Annotated in this window: 20 protein-coding genes; 16 read left to right on the top strand and 4 right to left on the bottom strand. The window is 54.3% G+C overall.

Annotation, left to right across the window (positions count from 1 at the left end):
• Positions 1–96 precede the first annotated feature (96 nt).
• The 11 genes from COMA1_RS03295 to COMA1_RS03245 all read left to right on the top strand — a co-directional run bounded on the left by COMA1_RS03295 (position 97) and on the right by COMA1_RS03245 (position 11,614).
• Positions 97–1,167: an SGNH/GDSL hydrolase family protein gene (locus tag COMA1_RS03295; protein ID WP_176697819.1), complete on the top strand. Its 1,071-nt coding sequence runs from the start codon at positions 97–99 to the stop codon at positions 1,165–1,167.
• A 221-nt stretch (positions 1,168–1,388) separates the two neighbouring features.
• Positions 1,389–2,423 (top strand): GNAT family N-acetyltransferase, encoded by a 1,035-nt coding sequence (locus COMA1_RS03290; RefSeq protein WP_176697818.1) that lies wholly within the window; start codon positions 1,389–1,391, stop codon positions 2,421–2,423.
• A gap of 40 nt (positions 2,424–2,463) precedes the next feature.
• On the top strand, positions 2,464–3,126 hold the full coding sequence (locus tag COMA1_RS03285; RefSeq protein WP_090743727.1) for a sugar transferase: 663 nt from the start codon (positions 2,464–2,466) through the stop codon (positions 3,124–3,126).
• Between the two features lie 37 nt (positions 3,127–3,163).
• Positions 3,164–3,793 (top strand): acetyltransferase, encoded by a 630-nt coding sequence (locus COMA1_RS03280; protein ID WP_090743724.1) that lies wholly within the window; start codon positions 3,164–3,166, stop codon positions 3,791–3,793.
• Positions 3,794–3,855: 62 nt separating this feature from the next.
• Positions 3,856–4,716 carry a phytanoyl-CoA dioxygenase family protein gene (locus COMA1_RS03275; protein WP_090743721.1) on the top strand — a complete coding sequence of 287 codons (861 nt, stop codon included), beginning with the start codon at positions 3,856–3,858 and terminating at the stop codon, positions 4,714–4,716.
• 35 nt (positions 4,717–4,751) lie between these two features.
• The gene (locus COMA1_RS03270; RefSeq protein ID WP_090743718.1) at positions 4,752–5,825 is read left to right on the top strand and encodes a GNAT family N-acetyltransferase; all 1,074 of its coding nucleotides are present in this window, start codon (positions 4,752–4,754) and stop codon (positions 5,823–5,825) included.
• 19 nt (positions 5,826–5,844) lie between these two features.
• A complete protein-coding gene (locus COMA1_RS03265) occupies positions 5,845–6,693 on the top strand; it encodes a GNAT family N-acetyltransferase (protein ID WP_176697817.1) in 849 nt (282 codons plus the stop codon).
• Positions 6,694–6,922: 229 nt separating this feature from the next.
• On the top strand, positions 6,923–8,038 hold the full coding sequence (locus tag COMA1_RS03260) for a DegT/DnrJ/EryC1/StrS family aminotransferase (RefSeq protein WP_090743711.1): 1,116 nt from the start codon (positions 6,923–6,925) through the stop codon (positions 8,036–8,038).
• A gap of 50 nt (positions 8,039–8,088) precedes the next feature.
• Entirely contained in the window at positions 8,089–8,751 is a 663-nt protein-coding gene (locus COMA1_RS03255) for a YdcF family protein (RefSeq protein WP_176697816.1), read from the top strand.
• Between the two features lie 78 nt (positions 8,752–8,829).
• Entirely contained in the window at positions 8,830–10,743 is a 1,914-nt protein-coding gene (locus COMA1_RS03250; RefSeq protein WP_090743704.1) for a polysaccharide biosynthesis protein, read from the top strand.
• A 100-nt stretch (positions 10,744–10,843) separates the two neighbouring features.
• Positions 10,844–11,614 (top strand): SLBB domain-containing protein, encoded by a 771-nt coding sequence (locus COMA1_RS03245; protein ID WP_141654203.1) that lies wholly within the window; start codon positions 10,844–10,846, stop codon positions 11,612–11,614.
• A gap of 480 nt (positions 11,615–12,094) precedes the next feature.
• Here the strand turns inward: COMA1_RS03245 and COMA1_RS03240 are convergent, their stop codons facing one another.
• The 4 genes from COMA1_RS03240 to COMA1_RS03225 form a co-directional block, all read right to left on the bottom strand.
• Positions 12,095–13,522, bottom strand: coding sequence for a pentapeptide repeat-containing protein (locus COMA1_RS03240; RefSeq protein WP_176697815.1), 1,428 nt, complete (start codon positions 13,520–13,522; stop codon positions 12,095–12,097).
• Between the two features lie 481 nt (positions 13,523–14,003).
• Positions 14,004–14,387 (bottom strand): c-type cytochrome, encoded by a 384-nt coding sequence (locus COMA1_RS03235; protein ID WP_090743695.1) that lies wholly within the window; start codon positions 14,385–14,387, stop codon positions 14,004–14,006.
• 4 nt (positions 14,388–14,391) lie between these two features.
• Entirely contained in the window at positions 14,392–14,556 is a 165-nt protein-coding gene (locus COMA1_RS03230; protein ID WP_090743692.1) for an FmdB family zinc ribbon protein, read from the bottom strand.
• Between the two features lie 19 nt (positions 14,557–14,575).
• The gene (locus tag COMA1_RS03225; RefSeq protein ID WP_090743690.1) at positions 14,576–15,439 is read right to left on the bottom strand and encodes a universal stress protein; all 864 of its coding nucleotides are present in this window, start codon (positions 15,437–15,439) and stop codon (positions 14,576–14,578) included.
• 446 nt (positions 15,440–15,885) lie between these two features.
• Here COMA1_RS03225 and COMA1_RS03220 point away from each other — a divergent pair, with 446 nt between their 5' ends.
• From COMA1_RS03220 to COMA1_RS03200, 5 genes are read left to right on the top strand one after another with little or no spacing between them, the layout of a single operon-like run.
• Positions 15,886–16,389 carry a universal stress protein gene (locus tag COMA1_RS03220; protein ID WP_090743687.1) on the top strand — a complete coding sequence of 168 codons (504 nt, stop codon included), beginning with the start codon at positions 15,886–15,888 and terminating at the stop codon, positions 16,387–16,389.
• A gap of 19 nt (positions 16,390–16,408) precedes the next feature.
• On the top strand, positions 16,409–16,840 hold the full coding sequence (locus COMA1_RS03215) for a cupredoxin domain-containing protein (protein ID WP_090743683.1): 432 nt from the start codon (positions 16,409–16,411) through the stop codon (positions 16,838–16,840).
• Entirely contained in the window at positions 16,837–17,808 is a 972-nt protein-coding gene (locus COMA1_RS03210; protein ID WP_176697814.1) for a universal stress protein, read from the top strand. The genes COMA1_RS03215 and COMA1_RS03210 overlap by 4 nt, the downstream gene beginning before the upstream one ends.
• 14 nt (positions 17,809–17,822) lie before the next feature.
• A complete protein-coding gene (locus COMA1_RS03205) occupies positions 17,823–18,071 on the top strand; it encodes a DUF2934 domain-containing protein (protein WP_090743677.1) in 249 nt (82 codons plus the stop codon).
• Positions 18,055–19,434 carry a hypothetical protein gene (locus COMA1_RS03200; protein WP_090743673.1) on the top strand — a complete coding sequence of 460 codons (1,380 nt, stop codon included), beginning with the start codon at positions 18,055–18,057 and terminating at the stop codon, positions 19,432–19,434. Before COMA1_RS03205 ends, COMA1_RS03200 begins: the two co-directional genes overlap by 17 nt.
• Positions 19,435–19,593 lie beyond the last annotated feature (159 nt).

Below are 19,593 nucleotides of genomic sequence, written 5' to 3'. Positions count from 1 at the left end.
GGTTCAATTCTGGCCCTGTGTTCAACGCTGGCTTTCTTGGAATGTGCTTCGTATGTCTATCTGCGTGTCGAGGAAGGATATGACGGACGTCATTTGATGATGCATCAGTTTGATGATTACAAGAACATTCATCCGACTCCTCACTATCAAGACACCAGAGGCATCACGCACAATGGACAGGGATTTCGGAGGACAGAAGATGTTCCCATGGCAAAACCTCCGAACACCTACCGTATTTTTCTTATGGGAGGGTCGACAGCCTACGGCTTGGGATCATTGTCGCCGAAGGGACATCTCAAATATCCGGTGCTCAACAACAACGAGACCATTGATCACTACGTGGAGGAGCTGCTGCATCACAAGATTCCATCTCGTCGATTTGAGGTGATCAACGCCGGCATTCCAAGCCATTCTAGTCATCACCATTTGATTTATCTCAACCAGACGATTTTGAAGTACCATCCGGACATGATTATCCTTCTTGACGGCACCAACGACTATTTCCCATGGGAGAAGGGGTATGATCAGTTCCGCGATTATCCTTACCGCGAATGGTCACATTTGTATCTGGATGAGCCCTCCCTGAAGGCATGGGTCAGCTATACCGGATTCTGGCTGTATCGCAAGAGTCATTTTGTATACTTGGCGGGGAAGAAACTTCGCCCGCTCTGGTCGGCCATCCAGAGTATTCGGCCACAGCCCCGCCCACAGCTGGATGTGGATGAGGCCTTACAGAATCTTGATGCGAATGCTGACGCAAATTTCATCCGGATGGTTGAACGAAATGCGCTCATCCTCCGGCACGAGGGAATTGTCCCTGTCTTTGCACTTCAACCGGATCTGCTGTTTGAGCAGCACAAGATACTGACAGAATTCGAACAGGAACGGTTGGCCGAAATCATCAAGTCAAAGCCGGTTAACTACCTGCAGTTCAAAAACAGGGCTCGACCAATGGTTGCTGAAAAGCTTCGGCAGGTCACTGCCGGCGTGGGAGCATCGTTCATCGACCTGACCGATATCTTCGGAGCAATCGAAGACGATGCATTTACCGATGATTGCCACCTTACTCCGCTGGCCAATAGGGCCATAGCCGAGTACATCGGAGACCGCATCGTACCGCTTATCGTTGCGTCACTGTCACCCGTACGTGACAAGCATCGCTCATGAAGATCAATCACCTCGACGACCGATTCTACGCTTCATGAAAGACCCACATCTAAGCGAGAGACCCGCGTGGAAGGCAATGAAATGAGACCCGCAGATCCGCGAGGTGCAACCAGAGTGATGTGTCTCGACCAACAGGGAACCATTTGCTCCAAGAATGGTGGGGCTCACAACATATGATCGCCCAGTTCATCGATCATCAGGATGTACGCTGGAGAGAGTTCTTGAAAAGAACCAAACATGACTTCTATGACTTGCCTGAGTATGTCGAGTTGGCGGCAGCTGAAGAAACCGCGATACCGATGGCCTTCTACGCTGAACGTCAGTCGGAGGCCTGTCTGATTCCGCTTCTTGTTCGTCCCATACCCCAAATGCTCAACGCTCCAAGGGATTGGTGCGATTGCATGTCCCCCTATGGATACCCGGGCGTGTTGTTGTCACCCTCGCACGGGCAGTTATCCTTATTTCTCGAAGCGTTTTGCGATATCGCACGGGAACGTGGAATTGTGACGGCATTCATCCGTTTGCATCCTCTGTTTCCGTTGCCACAAGGCCCGCTAGAAGAGTTCGGTCAACTGATATCGCACGGGCCGACGGTGTACATCAATTTGTCTGATTCCAAGGAGCACATTTGGCAGCAGGTGTCGACGAACCATCAACGCGACATTAAACGGCTCATGCGACGAGGGTACTATTGTACTCGTGATGACTGGAACCGGTTTCCCGAGTTCATCGCGTTGTATCATGCCAATATGCAGCGGGTAGGTGCCAAAGGGCGGTATTTCTTTTCGCGAGCATACTTTGAAAAGCTGAGGACCCAACTTGGCGACCGGGTGCACCTGGTCTGTGCGATGACCGGCACCAATGATCTTGCGGCAGCTGGTCTGATGATCATCACCGATGGGATCGCTCAGCACCATCTTCTTGCAACCGCCGAGCAGTATCAGCGTCGATCACCATCGAAATTAGTGGTGGACTGCATGTGGCGCTGGGCCCAAGAGCAAGTGTGTCACACCTTTCATATTGGTGGCGGGGTAGGAGGCAGGGAAGATTCGCTGTTTCACTTCAAGGCAGGTTTCTCACCCATGCGGAGCCAGTTCTGCAGTTATCGCGTCGTGATGGATAATGTGAAGAACAGGGCGTTGAATCTGCTCGTAAACCTGAGCGCAGATGTTCGTGCATCCGCTGATTTCTTCCCCGGATATCGACATTTTGAAAAGCAGAGTGACTCGGCCTTGATTCCCCCGATGATCTCATGATTCCAGCGCAGGCCATGCAGCACAAAAAAGTGACCTGAGTATGGACCCTAGGATCAACCCTTCTAAGACGACGATCGCGCGGCTCTTCCCAGGGAAGCGAGCGCTTGACCTCGTGCTGACCATCAGCCTGTTTCCGGTCCTTCTTCCGATCATCGGAGTCACAGCCGCGGTGACAGGGGTGTTTCATGGGTGGCCGCTCTTCTTTGCGCAGAAACGTCCTGGCTTATACGGACAACCCTTTATGCTGTATAAGTTCCGGACAATGACCAATGACCGTGGCTCCGATGGGCATCTCTTGCCCGATGCGGATCGACTCACACGATTCGGTAAGTTGATGCGCAGCACCAGCCTGGACGAACTTCCGGAATTGTTCAACGTCGTGAAAGGCGAGATGAGCCTCGTTGGTCCGCGGCCTCTTCTCATGGAATATCTGGAACAATACAGTTCTGAACAACACCGTCGTCATCAGGTTCCACCCGGTTTGACTGGGTGGGCTCAGATAAATGGTCGGAATAACACCAACTGGAACCAGCGGTTTCTTCTTGATCTCTGGTATGTCGATCATCGCTCGCTTTGGTTGGATTGCAAAATCCTCCTGATGACGCCCTGGAAAGTTCTGAAACGGGAAGGTGTCACACATCCTGATGACCCATCATGGGAAGGGAAATTTAAGGGCACGCCCTCGGATCCACTCTCCCGTTAACGAGGTACCACTCGATATCGTGTGCTAAAATGATGTGATGAAACACAAAGAAGATCTGATATTGATCGGCGGCGGAGGGCATTGTCGTTCTTGCATCGACGTCATCGAAATGGAGGGTCGGTTTACCATTCTCGGCATCGTCGACGAAAAGCCGGCTCAAGACTTGACGCTCACCGACTATCCATTATTGGGCCGGGAGGAAGATCTCCCGTCGCTGGTGCGATCCTGTCGCAACTTCTTCATCACGATCGGGCAGATTAAATCCTCAGAGCCGAGGACTCGGGTGTTCGCGCATCTTAAACAGTTCGACATCGTTTTCCCCATCATCATCTCTCCACTAGCTCATGTGTCACGTCGGGCTGAACTTGGAGAGGGGACGATCGTCATGCACCAGGCAATCGTCAATGCCGGGGCCTCCGTCGGACGGAATTGCATCATCAATACGAAAGCACTGATCGAGCATGATGTCGTGATCGAAGACCATTGCCACATTTCTACTGCTGCTGTTGTGAACGGTGCCGCCAAGGTTAAGCAGGGTTCGTTCATTGGCAGTAACTCCGTGATACGGGAATCCATTGTAGTTGGCGAATGGTCAATCGTAGGGGCAGGCGTTGCCGTTTTGCACCATGTCGACCCTCTATCAGTGATACGTTCTTCGTCCTCGTAAGCAACGTGAAGCAGTCTTCGGGGCCAATCCCCTCCTTTCTCTAACAACCAGCTAAGGATCCAATGATGCCGTTAACACCGGAAGAAGAAGCTCTGCTGCCTTCAAACCTAGATGTGGTCTTTTATCGTCAGCATGGTTGGTACCGATCAAAACGCGTGTTATCCGAGGCACTGCTCGACCAGGCGTTTGTCGGTATTCAACGGCATTTCTCTGGAGAACGGGATTGGATCCTTCCCCAGACCAGCGGGTTTTCCGACTGGAAGCCTGGCAATGGCAATGGCGTGCGTAACGCGGAGGTCGTAGCGCTTCAAAATGCAGCGGTCCGAACGTTGGCGCTATCTCCAATCTTGGGCGCCATTGCCGCCCGTCTGACAGGAAGTCCTACCATCCGGTACTTCGCCGATACCTTGGTCGACAAACCCGGTATGTTGTCGGAGGAAGAATCGGTCGTCGGTTGGCATACCGATCGAGCCTACTGGGGCACTTGTACATCAGATAACTTGCTTACGATGTGGATTCCATTTCAAGACTGCACCGTCGAGATGGGGCCGTTACTCTATGTTGATGGCAGCCATCGGTGGTCAGGCACTGAAGATCTACGCACCTTTCGGTGTAAGGATCTCGGTGAACTAGAACGAAGGTTCCCTGACCGAGCCCCCATGACCAAGATTCCTATGACCCTTCGTCGAGGTGAACTCAGCGTGCATCATTGCCGCCTAGTTCACGGAAGCGGGCCGAATACCAGTCAAGCCCCTCGCCTCGCGCTCGCGGTACATTTACAGGACGCCGACAATCGATATCACCTCCATCGTAACGGACAAGGCGTCCCCTGGCATATCTTCCTTGACGATCTCGCGCCGAAACGAGAAGACGGGTTTCCAGACTATGCCGATCCGATCATCTTCCCAACTCTCTGGAAGTAGCCACCACCGCAGTGAAAACACTGTAGCCGACGGCCATGGGCACCGACCGAGATATGTTCCATCTTCTGAATGCTGCCATTCCAGCACAGCGAGCTCAATGGCTCGATCTCTGGCATCTGTGGCCGCTGCAGGATGTGGTCGCCCATCCAGGGTATGTTGAACTCTTTGCCCGGCCGGGAGATCAGGTCATCTGTGCCGCTCAGAGAGGTTTGGAAAGCGGGATACTGTTTCCGTTGATCGTTCGCCCTCTCTGGGCTGAACCGTGGGGGCGTGGGGAGGGTGAAATCTGTGATCTTGTTTCAGCATACGGATATGGCGGGCCATTCGGGTGGGGACCATACAATGTCGAGTCCTTTTGGAGTGAGTTTGAACAGTGGGTACAGGCTATCCGTGCGGTATCGTTGTTCACGAGATTCTCGCTGTTCAAGGACCAACTCATCCCATTTTACGGGGACACCGTGGTGAAGGGGCCCTGTGTGATTGTGTCACTCGAAACGCCGGCTGACATGCTGCTGCGGAGTTATGAGAAGAGCGTCCGAGAAAATGTGCGCCAGGCAGAACGAGCTGGTGTGATACTCGAGCCGGATCCTGAGTGCAGGCGCCTCGATGAATTCCTCACCGTGTATTACTCGACTATGGACCGTCTCGGGGCCTTGCCGATGTATTACTTCCAGAAATCCTTTTTTGAACGGCTGATCGCCCAAGTCCCCAATCGAGTCGCGTTGTTCCACGCACTCCACAATCAGCGCATCGTATCCTCAGAACTCTTGCTGATCTCCGCTAACCATCTCTATTCCTTCTTGGCTGGAACGCTCGAAGAAGGGTATCGGTGCCGCGCCAATCCCTTGTTACGCCACGGAGTCCATCTTTGGGGCCAAGCTCAGGGGAAGCAACAGGTTGTCTTGGGCGGCGGATATTCCGGGCAGGATAGTCTTCTGCGGTTCAAGCAACAGTTTGCAAGAAACGGAAATGTTCCGTTTACGGTCGGGGCACAAATCCTGAACCGTCATCTGTATCAGACCCTGATCGACAAACGAGCAGCCTGGGAACGCGAACAGGGGAATAACTGGTCGCCTGCTGATGGGTTTTTCCCAGCCTATCGTGGGTAGGCCTTTCGCAGTTCCAACGATGAACAACGTTCTCACGCAATCTCTCATTCGACCTGCTGCAGTAGGCGATAGTGATTCCATTGCTGTCTTGATGCGTGAGGGCGTGAGCGATGCCGTGCGTCAAATCACCATTATGGGGAGCCCACAGCTCGCACGCTATATCGCCGACGAGATTACGGCAAAGACAGGAGACGAGTATGTGGTCGGGATGATGCAAGGGCACGTCATTGGTATGTGCTCCTGGCGGCACACGGGTACGATGTTGCAACTCAATCATCTCTATCTCGCATCAGAATTTCGTGGCCAAGGCCTTGGCACGATGCTCATTCTCGATGGGTTACAGCGGATACGGCGATCAGAGGAACAGAAGTTTGCCCTTGACGTCTTTTACGATAATCCTCGTGCGAGGGCATGGTATCGGTCGTGGGGGATGACTCCTGAACATCACGCACGGTGGATTCAATTACCGCTTCCATCAGGGGAGTCCACGGAGGCGCTCCACTGGACCGTTTCGGGAATGACCGAAAGCAGTGCGCGCTATCTCCGCTATGGATTTTCACAGTTCACCCTCTCGACAACTTCGGGCACCTATCATATTGGTCGATTGAGTCATGGCTTGTTCCGGGTAAGTACCGGTTCGATCCTCCGCGATCCTGCTGCGTTGCAAGGACTGACTAGGATTGATCCACAACGACAACTCCTCTGTGTTGGATCGGTGGATGATACCGCCGCGCCACTTTCGAAGGCCGCGCGGCTGATCGCTGAAAGTGAACGACTCGTTTCGTCTTGTACGACTATTAGGGAACACCTGGAATCCTCGCTATCCCGGAGGCGGTGTAACCACCGGGCCATTCCCGTCAGACTCTAGCCGTACTCTGATCGCATCACCACCAGCGTGCACTTACCTTGTTGGGGGCAGCGTACAACTGGCGAGTGTTCTGTCGTCACCATAACCCGCACAGAAATCGCCGCCCGCTTCATCCAGCGGGGTCTGGTGTCGCGCCCCTCTTCCACTGACTAGAACGAAGCCCACGAGCAGTATTCGGTTATCTCGACACATCACATTCCAAGGGCGAAAACGCCGAAGGAGAAAAACTATGCAGCTTTCAATCATACGTCCGACCCTTCCATCGGTGTACGAAATCATGCAACTCCTCGGGCCGAGCTGGGAAGCCGGTACCGTCACGCTTGGTCCCACAGTCAAACTGCTTGAGGAAGAGGTCTGTCAGCAGACCGGAGCGAAGTACTGTGTCGCGCTGTCAAACTGTACGGCCGGATTGATGATGATACCCCGCGCCCTGGGGTTGCCGCCGGGGAAGGAAGTGATCGTACCGTCGTTTACCTTTGCTGCGACAGCACAGGCCTTGTTGTGGAATGGCTTGATTCCCGTATTTTGCGACTGTCTGCCGGAAACGTGCACGATCGATCCCGAGGATATCGAACGCAATCTGTCTCCGAACACGGTGGCGATTTGTGGGGTGTCGATCTTTGGGTTGCCTCCTGATATTGAGGCGTTGCTTGATCTGGGCCAGCGTAAGGGGTTGCCTGTCTATTTTGATAGTGCGCAAGGACTCGGTGCAACCTACAACGGCTGGCCATTGGGAGGATTTGGGCTCTGTGAAGTGTTTTCGATGAGTCCGACCAAAGTGGTGACGGCAGTGGAAGGAGGATTGCTCACCACGAATGACCGAGCCCTCGCGGAGCAAATGCGATCTCTTCGAGATTACGGCAAAGACCCCATGAAGGGGGAAGAAATGCATTGTCTGGGGCTATCTGCCCGCATGAGCGAGCTTCACGCGGCGGTCGGGCTACTCTCATTAAGAATGCTGGGCGAACTCGTTACAGCGCGCAGGGAACTCATTGCGATCTATCGAGACCGTCTGAGCAGTCTTCCCGGTTGTTGGGTTCAGGAGTTTCCCGATGACCGGACGACCAGCGGAAACTATTTTGTCTTGTTTATCACGGACAGCGCAAAAGCGAGCCGGGATCAAGTCCAGGAGGCGTTGAAGGGAGTTGGAATCCAGACGAAGCGATACTTCTATCCACCGCTTCATGCGCAAGCGCTTTTCCAACGCTTCCCCAGACGGGTAAGCTCGAGACTAGAACACACAAACAGGATCAGCGGCGAAGCCCTTGCGTTGCCCTTGTATTCGCACACCACGTTGGAGGAAATAGACCACGTGTGCGTGCAGGTGGAGCGGTTACTCCGTTGACGATCACGATCCAAACAGACAGCAAGTTCGATGGAAGAAGGATGACTGCTGTGCCGAAGCGGTTATCGAGAGTCAGCTGTGTGGCGCTGATGGTCATAGCGTTGCCGTTCGTAGGTTTCCTTGGGCTTTATGGCCTGAACTGGCTCGTCTTTCACCCCCAGGTTGTGACGGTATTTCTCCAGCATCCTTTATTTGAACAGCCGCGATCAGCCGATGTGATCGTTGTCTTGGCGCAAGATATCAAGCGAATTCAACATGCCGCATCGTTAGTCGAACAAGGGTTCGCGCCGCGAACGCTATCCACCTTGATCGATCCCGGCTGTTTCCGGGAGAGCAAAGTCAGGGCACTGTGTGCAACCGGCGTCCGCAATACAGTCGACGAAGCCTTAACCATGCGTCGAGTGCTCGCACGGGAGGGGCTGGATCGCGTGATGATTGTGACGTCGCGAGACCATGTGGTGAGGGCAGCGGCAATCTTCACTCTTGTCTTTTTCGGTTCTGGTCTTGAGGTGAACATCGTGGCTACTCCGCTCGATGTTTCCCAGAAAGTGCCATCTGCTCGTGAGATCCGATCCTTCTTTCCCAGTCTTGGGTGTGCGATGCTCGGTCGCTTTTCTCCGGAATTGTACGAATGGCTTAGACCATACGGCCGTGAGCTTCTTCATGGTCGTTCCAATTCCAGCGTAGCGTGGTTGCACCACCGCCATGCATAGCCGCCTGCTGCCACTCCGCTCCTGAGTGGAAAGGCAGTCTTGGTCTAAAATCGATCTCTTACGTGTAAGTCCATTACCATGATCGCATCATTGCTGCGAATCCGTCTGTCCTGTGTTGTCATAATTGACTTGGCGTTGATCGGGCTGGCCAATTATCTCGCATTTTGGCTCAGGTTCGATGGGATTGTCCCAGATTGGGCGATGGGGTTGTTTGAGCAGACGCTCCCGTTGCTGATGGTGGTTCGTCTGGCGAGTTTTCTCACCTTCCGGCTTTATCAGGGAGTGTGGAAGCACACGGGCATCTGGGACCTTGGGAATATTATCGCCGCTTCGATCTGTGGAATGGCGGTGTTCCATCTGATCGTTCGGTGGGGCATAGGGCTCATGGTGTATCCACAATCTATATACCTATTGGACACGGTTCTGGTGATTGTTCTTGTGGGAGGGGCTCGGCTCTGCCGTCGATATTTGCATGAGCGTGCTCGTTCCAAAGGCGAAATACGCGTTGTCGTCTACGGGGCCGGCAGTGCTGGTGAGAGACTGGTGAGGGCACTGAAACAGAATTCAGTAAATAAGTACAAACCAGTGGGATTTCTTGACGATGATCCGTCAAAAATGGGGAAACGTATTCATGGGGTACCAGTCCTTGGCAGCCGTCAACAGCTTGCCAAGATTATGGCAGAAATTGCCCCACAGGTCGTTTTGTTGGCAATACCAACCGCCAAGCCCAAAGTTATGCGTGATCTTGTACAGCTGTTCGAACCGCATAAGGTAAGAATTCAGACAGTGCCGAATCTCCAAAGCATCCTCGATGGATTAGTCGAGATCACACAAATTAGGAATCTGGCGATTGAAGATCTCTTGGAACGAACTCCCGTTGGACTTGATGTCACATCCCTGCGCCAACTCATTAAGGGCAAAACGATTATGGTTACAGGGGCGGGTGGCTCAATCGGATCCGAGTTGTGCCGGCAGATCGCGGTGCTTGAGCCTAGCCTGTTGGTCCTGTTTGAGCGGTATGAAAACAGCTTGTTCGCCATCCATAATGAGCTGGTCGATCGTGCTTGTGGAATCTCTGTTTGTCCTGTGGTGGGAGATGTTGGAGATGAGGCTCAGGTGGAGAAGATCTTGCAATCCTTCAAGCCCGCGATCGTTTTTCATGCAGCGGCTCACAAGCATGTCCCATTGATGGAGGCAAGTCCATGCGAAGCGGTGAAGAACAATGTGCGAGGGACCCGAATTGCGGCTCAAGCATCGGCCCGTTGCGGGGTCGAACAATTCATCATGATTTCAACCGATAAAGCCGTGAACCCTACCAGTGTCATGGGGGTGACCAAGCGGGTGGCTGAACTGATCGTGCAAAGCTTGGAGGAATGCGGACAAACGAGATTCTCGATCGTCCGATTTGGGAACGTGCTGGGAAGCAACGGCAGTGTCGTCCCCCGCTTTCTTGAGCAAATTAAGGCAGGTGGGCCGGTGACCGTCACACATCCTGAGATCCGTCGATATTTCATGATGATTCCAGAAGCCGTGCAGCTGGTCTTGCATGCGGCTGTGATGGGAGAGCCCGGTGCGATCTATGTGCTGGATATGGGCGACCAGATTAGGATTGTGGATTTGGCGCGACAGCTTATACGCCTAACTGGTCTTGTGCCGGAAGAAGACATTGCGATATCGTTTGTGGGGCTTCGGCCAGGCGAAAAGTTGTATGAGGAATTGGTTGGGCATGCAGAATTGATCGAGCCATCGCGGTTGGAGAAGATTGCAAAGGTCAGGTCGAACAGTCCCTGGACTCTTTACACGCTAAGGTCGCGAATCGCCATACTGGAGCAGGCCGCAGCGCGTCAGGAAGCCGATCTCGTGATTGAGCTTCTTCGTGAATTGGTGCCAACCTTCAAGCCCACAGGAGATATGGTCATTGCGGAAGCCGAACGAGGCCTGTCAGATACGGATTTATCACAAATGAGTGTTGGCAGTCGTACCCTACAATGACTGCCAGCGTTCGGGTTATCGGGTCAGCCATAGGGAATGGTTCGGCTATCACGACCCATAGCCAGCATGACGTCAATATCATCACCATGGTCAAACGATCGTGACATATACCGTTATCAACATGATCGGTCTTGCCTTCATCGCGATGGTTGTTGCAGGTGCTGTCGAAACTACTGGCGCTGAACTTCAACAAACCTATCGGTTGGGCCCGAACGACATCGTCCACATACAGGTGTTTGGCGAAGACGATCTTTCCGTGGAGCGCACGGTGGACGGCGACGGCACGATAACCTTCCCGCTGATCGGCGTCGTATCCGTTGAGGGACGAACCGTCCAAGAGTTTCAGGAGGAATTGACGGCTCGTCTTCGAGCGGGCTATCTGCGGCACCCAAAAGTGACCGTATTCATCACAAAACATCGGAGCTTCACGGTGAGTGGGGAAGTCAGGAAGCCGGGAGGATTTGAATACAGAGAGGGTGTGACCGTCCGGGAAGCACTCGCCCTTGCGGAAGGTTTTTCGGAAAAAGCTAATCGAGACGAGGTGATGGTGACTCGTCTAAGCGGAGGGAGCTCCCAAACCATTCCGGTTTCGTTAGATGCTCCGATTCTGCCTAATGACCTCATCATCGTCTCGCAAGCCCCTAGACTCTATGTGAACGGAGAGGTGGGTCGCCCAGGCGACTATATGTATGAGAAGGGTTTGACCATACACAAGGCGGTCACGATGGCCGGAGGCTTTACCCCCAAAGCCTCCCAAAGTCGTACAAAGGTACTACGAATAATCAATGGGCAGGAAGAATCGATTCCGGTTAAGCTCGACGACCCTGTCTATCCGAACGATATCATTGTGGTCCCACAGCGATTCTTTTGAACGCAACGTATGCGTTGATCTTGTGCGCGCGAATAAGTGTGGCGTGCGTCACACGCGATGATTGCGGACAAGTGAGAAGTTGCCAAGTTCCGCTCTTTATTAATAAGAATACGAATGTGTGGCTCAACGGTGCTGTTATGGTCTCAGCGATACTACACGACTGGCAAGCATATCAAGACGCGATGACGACACGTGCCAATGAATAGGACTGTATGTCTGTGTAGGACCCAGCAGTTCTCTGCTAGAAAGACCTTCCATTCTCTTCCCCGTTAGTTCACTTCCTGCAGATACTTCCGAAACCAACTTACCGTCTGTTCCACAATTTCTTTCAACGTGCCCAGTTCTTCAAAGAGGTGTGTTGCGCCGGGAACGATGCTCAGTTTCTTTTCGTAGATCGACAAACCGTACGAGGCTTGTTACCGCTTCATCGTAGCTGCCGGCGATCCGCTTTGATACTGATACTGTGCTGGTGTTGTGCGGTCATCGCCCCTCTTTCTTCAGTGAGCTGCAGGGAGCGGGACGATTCAAGCCAGGAGGCAATTTCGTTTGGTCGTCGACGCAGGCCCCGTTGAGCTGTGCTTGTGTGAGACCAATGACCGACGAGAGGGTGGCGCCTTTGAAGTTCGCGCGACGCAGATCGGCTGAATCCAGCCGAGCACCCGTCAAATTGGCTGAATTGAGCAGGGCATCTTGCAGATTCGTGTCCTGTAGATTGGCTTGGGTCAAGTTGGCATGGCTGAAATTCGACTCCCGAAGATCCGCACCGACGAAATTTGCCCCTTCCAAATTGGTCCTGTTGAACTGACCCTGCCGGAACGAGGACTTTGGCGCATAGATTTCGCTGAGGTCGCCGTTCATAAAGTTGGTGTGCCAGCCTTTGGCCCCGATCAGGACCGCACGGGTGAGGGTGGCGTCCAGGAAATTGGTCTCATCGAGAGTGGCGTGGTAGAGAATGGCCATCCTGAGCTTGGCCAAGTTCCCATCAGTCTTGACGAGAGCGGCCTGTTCGAGATTGGCTCCTTCCAAGTCGGCCTCCTGCAGGCCGGCACGCAATAGATTCGCGTACCGCAAGTCTGCACCACGAAGGATCGCGGTTTTCAGATTTGCTCCGCTCAAATTTGCTTCGTCCAGATAGGCACTTTCCAAGTCTGCTTCGACCAGTTTGGCTTGTTCCAGTTGTGCCCGATCCAGCAACGCACCTTGAATATTGGCACGAGAGAGATTAGCACTGGTCAGGATGGTGCGGCGCAGGTCGGCGCCCGTCAGGTCAGCATTCACGAGGACCGTACCTTTCAGTATTGCCCCATAAAAATACGACTCGGTGAAGTTGCCGTCGGTCAAGTCGGCAGAGCTGAGGTCGGCACCCTCAAATTGGGCTCGCTCAAAGGCAGCCTCATTCAATTTGGCGCCGATGAGGACGGCGTCAAACAAGGCAGCCTCGTCACCCACAGCACGAGAAAGATTGGCGCCCGTGAGTCTGGCACGACGCAGATCGGCTCCTGAGAGATTACCGTCTTTGAGGATGGCTTTGGTGAGATCAGCCCCAGCCAAGCTGGCTTGAGCCAGGGTGGCCTGAGTCAGATTTGCCTGCCGTAAAACGGTGGCTTCCAGATCGGCTCGTTCAAGATTTGCCCCCGTGAGTGTGGCTCGACTCAGATCCGCTTGGCAGAGCTCCATCCGCTTGGCATTCTGGTTGCCACGATATTCCACCCACCGTTCATGAGCGCGTATAAGCTCTTGTAACGTTCTGGCCGTGACAGGTTTCTTCTTGTGCGGGCTTTTGCAGAGTGGAAGTGCCGGTGACACCGTATCGGCAGCCGGGGGCGCAGCGGCCCAGACCCATGTGGTGCTGAGTCCGATGAGGAGGATCATTCCCACGATCGTGATTGGCACGGAGGATCTCTTCATTCGTGTCTCCTTCATGGTTTTGGTATACGGTTTACCGTCCCTCGTATCGGTGCATCCTTCATCGAGCCGACACACAAGAGTCGTCGTCAAACAACGGATTGCCCATCGCTTGCCCTACTTCCAGAGTGACCAATGGTTTGGTGGGTGCCAATCGAGAGTCAGGGAAATGAGACAACCGTGCGCCTCAAATCGGTGGATGTAGCTGACGAGGGCCGGGATGATCTTGTTTCCTTCCTTGACCCCACGTGTCCCACCCGTGACGAACTCGTTCTCAATCTCTACAATGAGGGGGCATCATGAAGGGCCAACTGCTCCATCGCTGCGGTGCCCTTCCCGCGAACAAAGATTTATCATCTCGTCCGTCCGTCAGGAGTTTCAAGTTTCTGGTATCAGTCTCCCTAGATGTGAGACGTGAAACCCGAAACCAGCAACTTCCAACTCAAACCGGTCCCGCTACTCGCATTGAGGACGATCATCGTTCCTATTGCGACAGTACACGGATGTACGCCACGACGTCCTGCATTTCTCCATCGGTGAGCTGACCACGCCACGAATGCATCGGGCTGTAGACAACGCCGTGCTCGATGGTTCGCAGTAATTCGTCATCGGATTTCAGGAAGGACTGGAACCGCTGAAAATTGGCCGGTGAGACTTTCAGCGCCATGGCGCCTGGGCCATCACCCCGACCAGTCGGGCCATGACAGTTCTGACAGTGCTGTTCGTACAAGGCTTTCCCGCGCTCACGGTCGGGTGGATAGTCTTGAGCATACAGTGAGGGTATAGCCAGACAGCTCAGCATGGAGAGACTCACGAGCCCTGCAAAAAAGAATCGATGCCATCTAATCTGTTGCTGAGTCGTGAGCATAGTTCTAGCTTTTCTTTGTCGTGTGAGCAATAAACGGACTAAACAACTGCTGCAACTTCTTGCTCCCACAGGCCGGACAGACAATCCCTCCGGCTGCGTGTTCTTTCAATGTTACCACGATCAGCGATTCCTTCCCGCAATCGAGACACGTATAGTCATACATCGGCATCGTACACCTCTTTCGATCGTCAGCCAAAAATTATCAGTGGATAGGTGCCCTGGTGTAACAGGGCGTGGGACACGCTGCCGAGTACCATGCGGGTCACGCCGTGGCGCCCTCGAGACCCCATGAGAATCAGGTCCGAATTCAAGGCTCTGGCCTCCCGAAGAATTCCATCCACTGGGGTGCCCAATGTCGTCATCAAGCGGGTTTCGTAGCCTGAGAGGCGGAGTTTGGATGCCGTCTCGTCGAGAAAGTCCTTCGCTTTGCGGAGGGAATGGGTTTCCATATGCTCAGCGGAAACCGCATCCACCGGCCAAGGGGGCCTGGTGTGGGGCAGGACGGTGAAGAGGGTCACCGTAGGCAACTCACGAAAGGGTTTCTGTTCAAGGAGGGAGAGGGCATGGTCCGCATCATAGGTTCCTTGTAAGGGCAGTAGAATATGATGTAGTTTTTTTAAGGGACCGGGGAGAATCAGCTTGGCGCCCGGCGCGAACGTCAGGACTCGATGGGAGACGCTTCCGATGAGTCGTTCCTTGATCGGTCCAAGGCCCCGAGTACCCAAGAGAATCAGTCCTACCTTGAGTTGTTCAGCCAAGGCCACGAGTTGTTCTGCCGGAGATCCAACGACCAGATGCTTCGTAACCGGCCCAACGTCCAACGGGAGCAAGGACACGATGCGATCCAACAGACGGGTCCCGTCGTCGTGCATGTTTCGCTCGACGGTCTCGTACAGTTCCTGTGCCACTTCCGGCATCATCATAGGATAAGCCGGACTTGGGACGTCGAGCACATGGACAAGATGCAACGCCTCAGCCCGAGGCAGATACTTGAGCGATCGGACTGCCTCGTAGGAATGGTCAGAGCCATCAACGGCGAGTAACAGTTTCATACGCACCTCACTGGCAAGCGGTTGGACAGAAGAAAATGAGGTAGATCGCAATCGCCAGACCTAACGCTATAGCTCCGAGTAGGAGCGCACTGTGTGCGAGACATCGTTCGCTCCCTGACTCAATGGCAAAGGTGCAGCAAGTCCAATGCCATCGAGAGCAGTGACAAGTGAGATGTAAAGGGTGAAAAGGATTGTTCAGACTGTCCGCTCACTACCTTTTATTTCTCACCTTTCACGCTGCTCCGCGCTTGCCCCCTTCTGCTACAGAGAGTGAATGACCACTGTGGCAGAGAGCCACGACTTTCGGAGACGAAGCGAATAGTCGATGGCTAATGGCATGAGCGAAAGCAACAAATTCGGAGTCTCTTCATGCGATCAGCTGTGAACCATCAGTTTGTATCAGTGGCATCGCACTTGCTCAGTTTTCCATAGCAGGAGGATCGTTCATGCGGCAGGATACGGATCTCTTCAAGACCATCCTGGTTCCAGTGGATTTTTCCCCCTGTTCAGAGGAAGCCTTTCGGGTGGCCTGTCAGATGGCGCGCTTGTGTGGTGCGACGGTGCTCGTGCTGCACGTGATCGATACGAGTACGCTTACCGCATTCCATCGCTTGGGGCTCTTGGCGGTTCCGTCAGATGCCGCCCCGCAACGCCGTCGGCTGCGCCATCATGCCCGTTTAAACGTCAGGCAATTGTTGGAATCGAAGGTAGCCTCGGAGGTTACGGTCGAACGCCGGATTGTAGAGGGGGTGCCGTTCGCTGAAATCGCCAAAGTTGCGCGGACGGGGAAGGTTGACCTGGTTGTGATCGGCGGCTATGGCGGGCGAGTCGGAAACGTGGATAAGATTTTCTTCGGCAGTACGGCGGAAAAGGTCGTTCGCACGGCGGGTTGTCCTGTGTTGACTGTGCCGCTTCCGGTTTCTGATTCGCAACGGCGGGCGTCACGATAGCGATCAGAGGGAGGGGGGTATGATTCTCGGGAAACGTGGTATGCAATGGCGAAGGTTAGGGATGGTTCTCACCGTGGCCTGTCTGGCTTGGATGTACGGTACAGTCCTGGTGGCGCAGTCCGAGCAGGTGGTGGACGTGACGATCAAGGATTTTCGATTTGTGACGAAGCAGGGCCCCTTGCGCTTGGGATTTCCAACCGCCATCAAGGTACAAAATGAAGATGCGGAGCGCCACGATTTCAGCTCGACCATGTTTGAGGGTATTCCCACTCAGATTGAGAAGGATGGGGTGATTGTCTATGGTCGTGGCGTGGGAGGGGTATATCTCGATTCGAAACAGAGCGCCACGATTCGATTTGACATGACGCGACCAGGTCGGCATGTTTTCCGATGCTCTATTCATCCGACGATGAACGGGGAGTTGCTTCTATTGAGTGCGGAGGCTGTGTGAGCGGGTCTGTGGAAGGCCTGAGTATTATATTTGCGACCGATGGGTCACAAGGGTCGGCGACTGCGGAGGCCTATGCCTTCGCGCTCGCACGATCATGGGATGCCTTGCTGACCGTGCTGCATGTGCTGGAGTTTCCCTCTGGGCTCGACCCGGACAATCCTGTCAATCGGCTGTACTTGGCCGAATTAATGAAGCAGGCAACGCAAGAGTTAATTGAATTGAAAGCACGGGCAGCCGATCGGGGTATTTCGGTGGAGACGAAGATTACGACAGGCATTCCGAGTGAAGAAGTTCTAGCAGCCGCAACGGACGAAGCGTCGGATCTGATTGTGGTGGGTACCAGAGGCAGAACCGGATTGGCACATGTTCTTTTGGGAAGTACGGCGGAACGAATTATCCGGGCGGCGCCTTGCCCGGTTCTAGCGGTGCACGCTGAGCGATCTGAAAAAGAGAGCGCGGGTGGAGCTCGGCACAATCCATCGGGGATTCAGCGGATTCTGGTCCCGATCGATTTTTCGGACTGTTCGCTCGACGCCTTGGAGTATGGGGCATTGGTTGCTCAACGATGCAAGGCCTCCATCAGAATTCTCCATGTCTTGGAGCCAGTTTCGTACGGATTGGACTTCACCTTGCCTCATCTGGCGAAGCGTGACGCTGATCGGACAGTGATCACCAAGCGGTTGTCTGATCTCACCGCAGCACTCACCTCGTCAGGGCTGGTATCTGATTGTGTCATCTCCGGTGGGCTACCGGCTGATTCGATCCTCAATGCGGCTCTGGCCCCTGATGTGGGGTTGATTGTCATGGGGACTCATGGTCGACGTGGTTTGTCCCACGCGTTATTTGGTAGTGTCGCAGAGTTCGTTCTTCGAAAGTCTTCGTGCCCAGTCCTGACGGTCCGGAGCCCGAAGTTTCATCCAAGCCATCGCCCTGTCCTTGTGAGACCATCCATGCCAAACAACGTGTAGTAGAGGAGCGAGTCATGCCAACGCGCAAGACGACAACCAAGACCAAACCCAAGACCAAGAGCAGCAAAGGGAAGGGCCGCCCCGTTCCTGCTGTGAGGCGGGTTGAGAAGCCCATCGAACTACCGGAAGGAATGTGGGAACGGATTTCACAGAAAGCCTACGAGCTCTGGGAACAGCGCGGCCGTCAAGATGGGAATGCCCTCAGAGACTGGTTCGATGCAGAGGAAATCGTCATGGAAGAAATTCATGAATCGCGTGAGTGACAAGGGAATGGGCTTGTGGGTGCCGCGCCCGCAGACACTGGACGCGATTCTCGCGCGGCTGAATCGCTTCTCTCTCAGACCGGAGTTTCGCGTGCAGAGAGAGCGCGCGCTGGCGCGCGTCCTGAAGCCATATGTTGAGGGAGAGGCAGGACGGCTTGTCGCGCCGCTGGAACAGGAAATAGCACTGGCGAGTCTCTATCTCTTCTGTGACTACTATCCCGAAGACGGACAGCTGACCCTCATCGAACAGCTGCGAGACGTGATCACTGAACACATCCCTGAAGAGGAGCGACAGTGGCTCGATCCCTTGAAGCATTCCTATGTCGATGTTCTGAAGCCGCTCTCGTTACCGCAAGCTGGCCAAGATCTTGTGTTGCAATCCCTTGCTGATGGGACAAGGGTGGTCCTGCCAGGCGGTGAATTCGTCAAGGATCTGAGCGTGGACCGTCCGTTGCTCACCAGGGTCATCCATGACCCGAATTCTCCTTTGGAGTCCGACCGAGCCGTATGGGGCGGCTGTGGGGTCACCATGTCACAAGCTGATGCGAAGGCGTTGCTCGATACGACCTCTGATTGGCGACGTGAAATGGAGATGAGTACCGGATCCTTTTCGCTGGGGGAATGGAAGGAATTCACCAAGCGGTTCGGCTACATGGTCCTCTGGGCATTTGCCGAACAACGCCTTGCGGCGCTGATTGATGCCGCCGTTCATGTCGAATATCGCACAGCTGATGATCAAGTCTATCTGTATGCAATTGCACTCTATGATCACCACGAGCATCACATGTTCACCGATGTGCTGTCCGGGATGACCGACCTGGCTCCGGAGCAGCATGATCCCGCCGACAGGCAGGCTGCTACGGTGAAGCTACCCGTCACCCGGCAGTGGGTCCAACGGGAGGGTGGTATGCTCGTGGCCAGGCTGACACTGACGGCATATCAGCTTCTCGTGGAATGCGACAACCCACAGCGGCTGGATCTCCTCAAACATCGGCTCGCGGCTGGGTTGGGATTCTCATTACATTTTCGAGGTGAAACCGTGGTGCCACCGGCTCGGCAGCTTTCGGCGGATGAGCTGATGGCGGACGCTCCGCTGAGGCTGACCGTGACACCTGAGGAAGAGAGGACGGTGCTCAATCAGTTCCTAGAAAAGACCTATTTGGAATGGTCGGATCAGCCTCATGTCGCGCTGGGTGGGCAGACGCCTCGGCATGCCGCCTTGACTCCAGCGATGACAGGCAAGGTGGGGGAGTTGATCGACGACATGGAGCGGCATGATCCGGGCCGCCGGCGCCTCGGCAAGACAGCCTTTGATTACAACCGCCTGCGTGCGCATGTTGGGTTGGACGAAAGATCAGACTGACCCACCTCGCTATCCGAGAAGGCCTGTTCGTCCAGCCCCGTTGTAGTCAGTCGCTCAATCACAGGAATGGTTCCGTGGGGAGGGACGTTTCACCGCTTGCCATCTCGAGCGGATGGAGTATACAACCATGCCGCAGATGGCGAGGGAACGGGAGAGCTG

It is taken from the genome of Candidatus Nitrospira nitrosa (genome assembly GCF_001458735.1).
GTDB classification, from domain to species: domain Bacteria; phylum Nitrospirota; class Nitrospiria; order Nitrospirales; family Nitrospiraceae; genus Nitrospira_D; species Nitrospira_D nitrosa.
This window is presented reverse-complemented; position numbering and strand designations above follow the sequence as displayed.